At 57.0% G+C, this 4683-nt stretch carries 6 protein-coding genes; all 6 read right to left on the bottom strand.

Features of this window, described 5'->3' with window-relative positions; all coding sequences use genetic code 11:
* Nucleotides 1-114: 114 nt before the first annotated feature.
* From ZRA01_RS19835 to ZRA01_RS19860, 6 genes are read right to left on the bottom strand one after another with little or no spacing between them, the layout of a single operon-like run.
* The gene (locus ZRA01_RS19835; RefSeq protein ID WP_141355099.1) at nt 115-549 is read right to left on the bottom strand and encodes a hypothetical protein; all 435 of its coding nucleotides are present in this window, start codon (nt 547-549) and stop codon (nt 115-117) included.
* Complete coding sequence (locus ZRA01_RS19840) at nt 546-1430, bottom strand: ParA family protein (RefSeq protein WP_141355100.1); 885 nt, start codon at nt 1428-1430, stop codon at nt 546-548. The genes ZRA01_RS19835 and ZRA01_RS19840 overlap by 4 nt, the downstream gene beginning before the upstream one ends.
* Before the next feature lie 34 nt (nt 1431-1464).
* On the bottom strand, nt 1465-2535 hold the full coding sequence (locus ZRA01_RS19845; protein WP_141355101.1) for a DNA cytosine methyltransferase: 1071 nt from the start codon (nt 2533-2535) through the stop codon (nt 1465-1467).
* Nucleotides 2532-3266 carry an MAE_28990/MAE_18760 family HEPN-like nuclease gene (locus ZRA01_RS19850; protein WP_141355102.1) on the bottom strand — a complete coding sequence of 245 codons (735 nt, stop codon included), beginning with the start codon at nt 3264-3266 and terminating at the stop codon, nt 2532-2534. The genes ZRA01_RS19845 and ZRA01_RS19850 overlap by 4 nt, the downstream gene beginning before the upstream one ends.
* Before the next feature lies 1 nt (nt 3267).
* Nucleotides 3268-4341: a DUF262 domain-containing protein gene (locus tag ZRA01_RS19855; protein ID WP_141355103.1), complete on the bottom strand. Its 1074-nt coding sequence runs from the start codon at nt 4339-4341 to the stop codon at nt 3268-3270.
* Nucleotides 4338-4562 (bottom strand): hypothetical protein, encoded by a 225-nt coding sequence (locus ZRA01_RS19860; RefSeq protein WP_141355104.1) that lies wholly within the window; start codon nt 4560-4562, stop codon nt 4338-4340. Before ZRA01_RS19860 ends, ZRA01_RS19855 begins: the two co-directional genes overlap by 4 nt.
* Nucleotides 4563-4683 lie beyond the last annotated feature (121 nt).

The following is a 4683-nucleotide window of genomic DNA, read 5'->3' on the forward strand; positions in this document are numbered from 1 at the left end:
AAGTGAGTGCCGCGGCTCCTGCCAACACATCTGACTGGAACAAGCCGTGGCGATGATCCTGGTCCGGATCGAACGAACGTTGCGGGAACACCCACGCTGGCAAAAGGCCCGGCATTAGCTGGAACCGCCCCCATCTTGCACGTCTGGTGGTTTCGTGCCTTGGGCCACGCGCCGATACATACCTATGTCACTGATCTCGCGAGCAGCGAATTCCGTGAGGTTGTTACGTGCCACGCTTCCAGGTCTGATATCCAGAGACTCCAGTAGATCCAGTATCTCTTTCTTGGAGGCTTTGATGGAATGGAAGTAGGCCTTGAGCGAATCAGCATCCATGGCCATTAGCTCTTCCGGTTTCTTCGTCAGATCCAAGCGCTTTTGTTCGACCATTGCCCTAATGAGATCGCGGCGTTTGAGCTTGCTATGGCCAGAGGGTTTGGACTCCGGCATCAGTTCGCCGAGTTCAGCAGCCGTTAGGTCGCTTCCATCAAGGCCTGCGATGGCGCCTTCCACACCCAACCATTCGATGAGTTTTTCGAGGTCGATCGTCATAGGCACACCCGCAAGAATTCTTTGGCCAATGCTCTGAACTGAGCTGCTTGCTTGGCCGCATTCGCTCCAGGAACGTCGAATACGGGCTGGCGATTCGCGGCGGCTACTCTCAGGCCATCCCCTTCGGTGACATAGTTGCTGAAGATCTCGCCAGAGCGACGAAGCCGGTTGTATTCGAGCTGCTCGCTCTGCTTCAACTCCTCACCATATTCCCTCGCCATCATGCCCATTGCGCCGGAGAAGCGGGTGTCGCGATAGCCGTCCTCGACACCAAGTGAACGCCTAATCATCGCGATGTCATTGTTTACGTTGGCTATCTCTCCGATCACGGTGGCGACGCCGATCGACGACTGCCTGTCCAGTTTGACTGGCGACACGCAATGATCTGCGACATAGATGATCGAGCGCATTACGTCCGACACCTCGGGATGCGAATCGATCAGTATGTAGTCGTAGTTCTGTCGCAGACCGCCCAACACAAATGCGATTGTTTTCATGTGCGAGAGAAGCAACATGTTGTTCTCGCGAATGTTGTTCGTGCTCGGCAATTTATCGACGGACACCGTGGACAGTCGCGGGTCTGCAGGAACTAGATCAATTCCGCCACCGCAGGGATGGATGTCGATGTCCGGAGTCTGGTGAGACGCGCTGTAAAGCTGCTGGAACTTGTTGAAAAGCGTTGTCCCGGCTGGCATGCCGATTCCAAAGGTCTCAATAAGCCTGGGGAAGAAACGACCAGAGATGCCGCCACGCTGATAGTCGGCGTCGATGACTAAGACCCGCTTGCCTTCGTAACGGCTAAGCGCAACGGCGATGTGATAACAAGCGGTCGTCTTGCCGACGCCGCCTTTTTCACTGATGAATCCCACGACAACAGCCATTGACTAGCTCCTCTATCAGTCTTCAAGTTAAATATCAGTTCGCGTACGCCTGAACGTGCTTGACCAACGACTCAGCGATCACTTCCCCCAGTCGCACCGGTACGGCGTTGCCGATCAGGCGCCCCATCCTGTTGAACTTGATGGGCGCGCCTGGTGGCGAGAACGCATACGTCTCGGGGAACGTCTGGAGCATGGCCGCCTCCCGTAGCGAAATAGCGCGATCCTGCTCCGGATGTCCGAAACGGCCGTTGCCGTACCCGAAACATTGAGTAGTGATCGTCGGGGCGGGGCGATCCCACTCCATGCGGCCATAGACACTCGGATAGGTTGCACCGGTGCTCTTCTGGTGGCAACTCGCCTGCAATTCCGCCGGCCAATCGCGCCAAGTTCCGCCAGGGCGAGAAGCCTTGATTCGGGACATGTTCAATGCACTCAAAGAAGGCGCCATGTGCAATGCATCGTCGGGATGACTCTCACCGGCTTGGATGGCAGGCAATGCACCGATCACCTGCCGAACGGTTGAATCCTGAGTCACATCTTTGGTCAGTGCCAAGCCCTTGCTGCCCAGCCGCGATGCAAGCAACACGAGTCTCTTGCGCGTCTGGGGTATGCCGATCGAAGTGCATTCGACAACCGACCACCACTTCTTGTATCCAGCAAGACTCTTAAGCAACTGTTCGAAGACCGGATGGTCAGCGAGTTGTGGCACGTTCTCCATGGTGACAAGGTCGGGCTTCAGCTTCTTCACCAGCCGCCCGAAGGCGGACACCAACGGCCATTGCGATTCGTACTCGCTATTGCGCCCACTCCGGCTGTAGGTGGAGAACGGTTGACAAGGCGCGCAGCCAGCCAGCAGAGTGATATCCGCACCAGCAAAATAAGGCGATATCTGCTCCGCCGTCAGATTCGCGACGTCGCATTCCACGAAAGTCGCCGCATTATTGGCCTCGAAGGGGTATTTGCAACCTGCGTCGATATCGAACCCTGCTGTGATGTCGATTCCCCCTCGCACCAAACCGTGGGTGAGCCCACCGACTCCGCAGAACAGATCCACACCCACGATCTTCGGGGTGGACTGGCGTGACGCGACCGATCTACTGGTCATGCTGGCCTCCGTTCCGGAAGCAAGTACTCGAAGCTGTCGAGGTACGTGTTGAAGCAACCAACGACTTCACGTAGGTAGTCAACGGTCATATCCTTCAGGTCGAGTAGCCGCCGAACGGTGACATTCTCGGCACACTCTGAGAAGGAAATAGAGCCGTGTGCAAGTCGATTCCGCAGTTGTTTCACGAGCGCCAGTGGCCCTAAATCATCCTGAAATCTACGCTTGACAGCGCTGTACACTGGTTCGCTCACAGTCAACTGAAAACCAAGACGCTTGCTGATCGCTTCAATGGCCTGATCATCCCAATTGCCACCGCCACCCTTGTCAAGGGCGAATTCGGCGACGGGCAGTGCCGCCACAAGGTGATCGCAAAGACGGAGTGCGCTCTCCAGTCGATGGTCCGGCGTGAGTTCCTCGTGCGTGCGCGCCATCACCCGAACCCATTCCCTTCGAAGCGATTGACTCAAATCGCTGGGCATCCAGCGATTGCCGTGCTTGGCGGCTTCTGTCACGGCCTCAATGCACCTGGACATAGTGGATTCGACGAGGTTGTACAGCTGCAGATAAACGCTCGAATAGAGGATTCGCTGCTGCTGCGCACTGATAGGGTGTTCTGCCCCTTCCAACTTTGGTGGACCATGCTGAGCGCGCAGTTCCATTGTCGAGAGGAACTCTAAGTAGGTTTCCACCTCAGCGAGTCGCTCTTGGAAACCATTGAGAAGCGCACTCATCTCACGCTCCCAGAAGCTTGTCGCGTACGAATCCAGTGCGCTCCCGGAGGCGCGCGATGGCGTTTGCGCCGTCCGAGCCAGTCACTTTGATGAAGTCCTCGGATGTCAGCCAGGGGAGAACGTCAGGGACGGCTTCCTGGGCCAGCGCCGGTCGCTCATTCAGCGCCAAGCGCGAACCGACCGCAATGGCCTCGAAACGTGCCCGAGGCGTCGCCTTGCCCTTGTCATTGCGCCTAAACCCATTTGGGAACACCCGTTCGATGAAATCCATTGTCTCGATGAACCGTCCGCGGTATTGGTCAAGCAGGGCGGGATCATCAACCACCCGAACATTGGCCTGCTTCACGTAGTTGAAGATGAACTCCGAGGGGCGATCTTTGTAGCCTGTCAAACCATCGCTGTACGCGAAGAACCGAGCAACGAGCTCTTCGCGCTCTCGCTCGTCCAGTTCCTTCTTCGAAACCGGCGCGAGCGCCTCAAACTTCGGCGCAGTAGCTAGTTCCACGATCAGGTCCATGAAGGCACCGGCAAGCGCGCCACGGCGCACCTCTGCCTTGTTCGCGATCTTGCTGCCCGTATTAATCCGCTCGAACATGTCGAAGCGGGCCTGCTCATCTGCGTGCTCGTTCAGCACGATGCCGCGGATAGATCGGTTGTTGATCTTTCGCTGCCTGGATTCCGGCAGGTCGGAGAACTTGAACCCCGACAGCGCCGTGAGGCTGTCCAGTTCACCGAGCCGAAGGTCACCGAGCACAAACTCCGCGATCGCGCGAAGACGCTGGGAGCCATCGACGATCTCCAGCTTCCCACTGGGCATTTCCCAGAAGAACAGGAAAGGGATCGGCAAACCCAGCAACAGCGACTCGATGAACCGCGACTTCCGATCCTCTTCCCACGTGTAGGCCCGCTGATAAGCGGGCACGACGAACTCGCCCTTGCTCATCTTTCCAGCAAGGAGCTCCACGGAATATTCGGTGAGATAGAACTCGATCCGCTTGGACAAATCAACGATCTGCTCTTCTGCCAAGGCGATTTCAGCCTCCGTCTTGGCCGGGATTTCTTTCAGTTTTTTCATATGTTTTTGTCCGACGGTTTCGCTTGGCGATGCAATTGCACGCCAGCACGCTTCAGCGTCATGCCAAGTTCAACCAAACGCCTCACGGCCTCCGGTCGCGTTGGAAGATCGTCCTGCTCCTTGCGCCACGAATCGATCGCATCAAGCAAAGGAGCCTGGAATCTGGTCCCAACGAGAGTGCCCGTTGTGGACGCGCGTCGCTTCGGCTGTTCGTCAATCATGATGTGGGCGCCATGTTTTCACGTTAACACGATACCACAACAAGGGTCGATGGTAGCCTTTCGGGGGGCGTCAGGATGCTGGCATCACAGTCCAGAGCATAGGTGGCCAGCGGCGCCTAAG

Source organism: Zoogloea ramigera, from assembly GCF_006539865.1.
GTDB classification, from domain to species: domain Bacteria; phylum Pseudomonadota; class Gammaproteobacteria; order Burkholderiales; family Rhodocyclaceae; genus Zoogloea; species Zoogloea ramigera.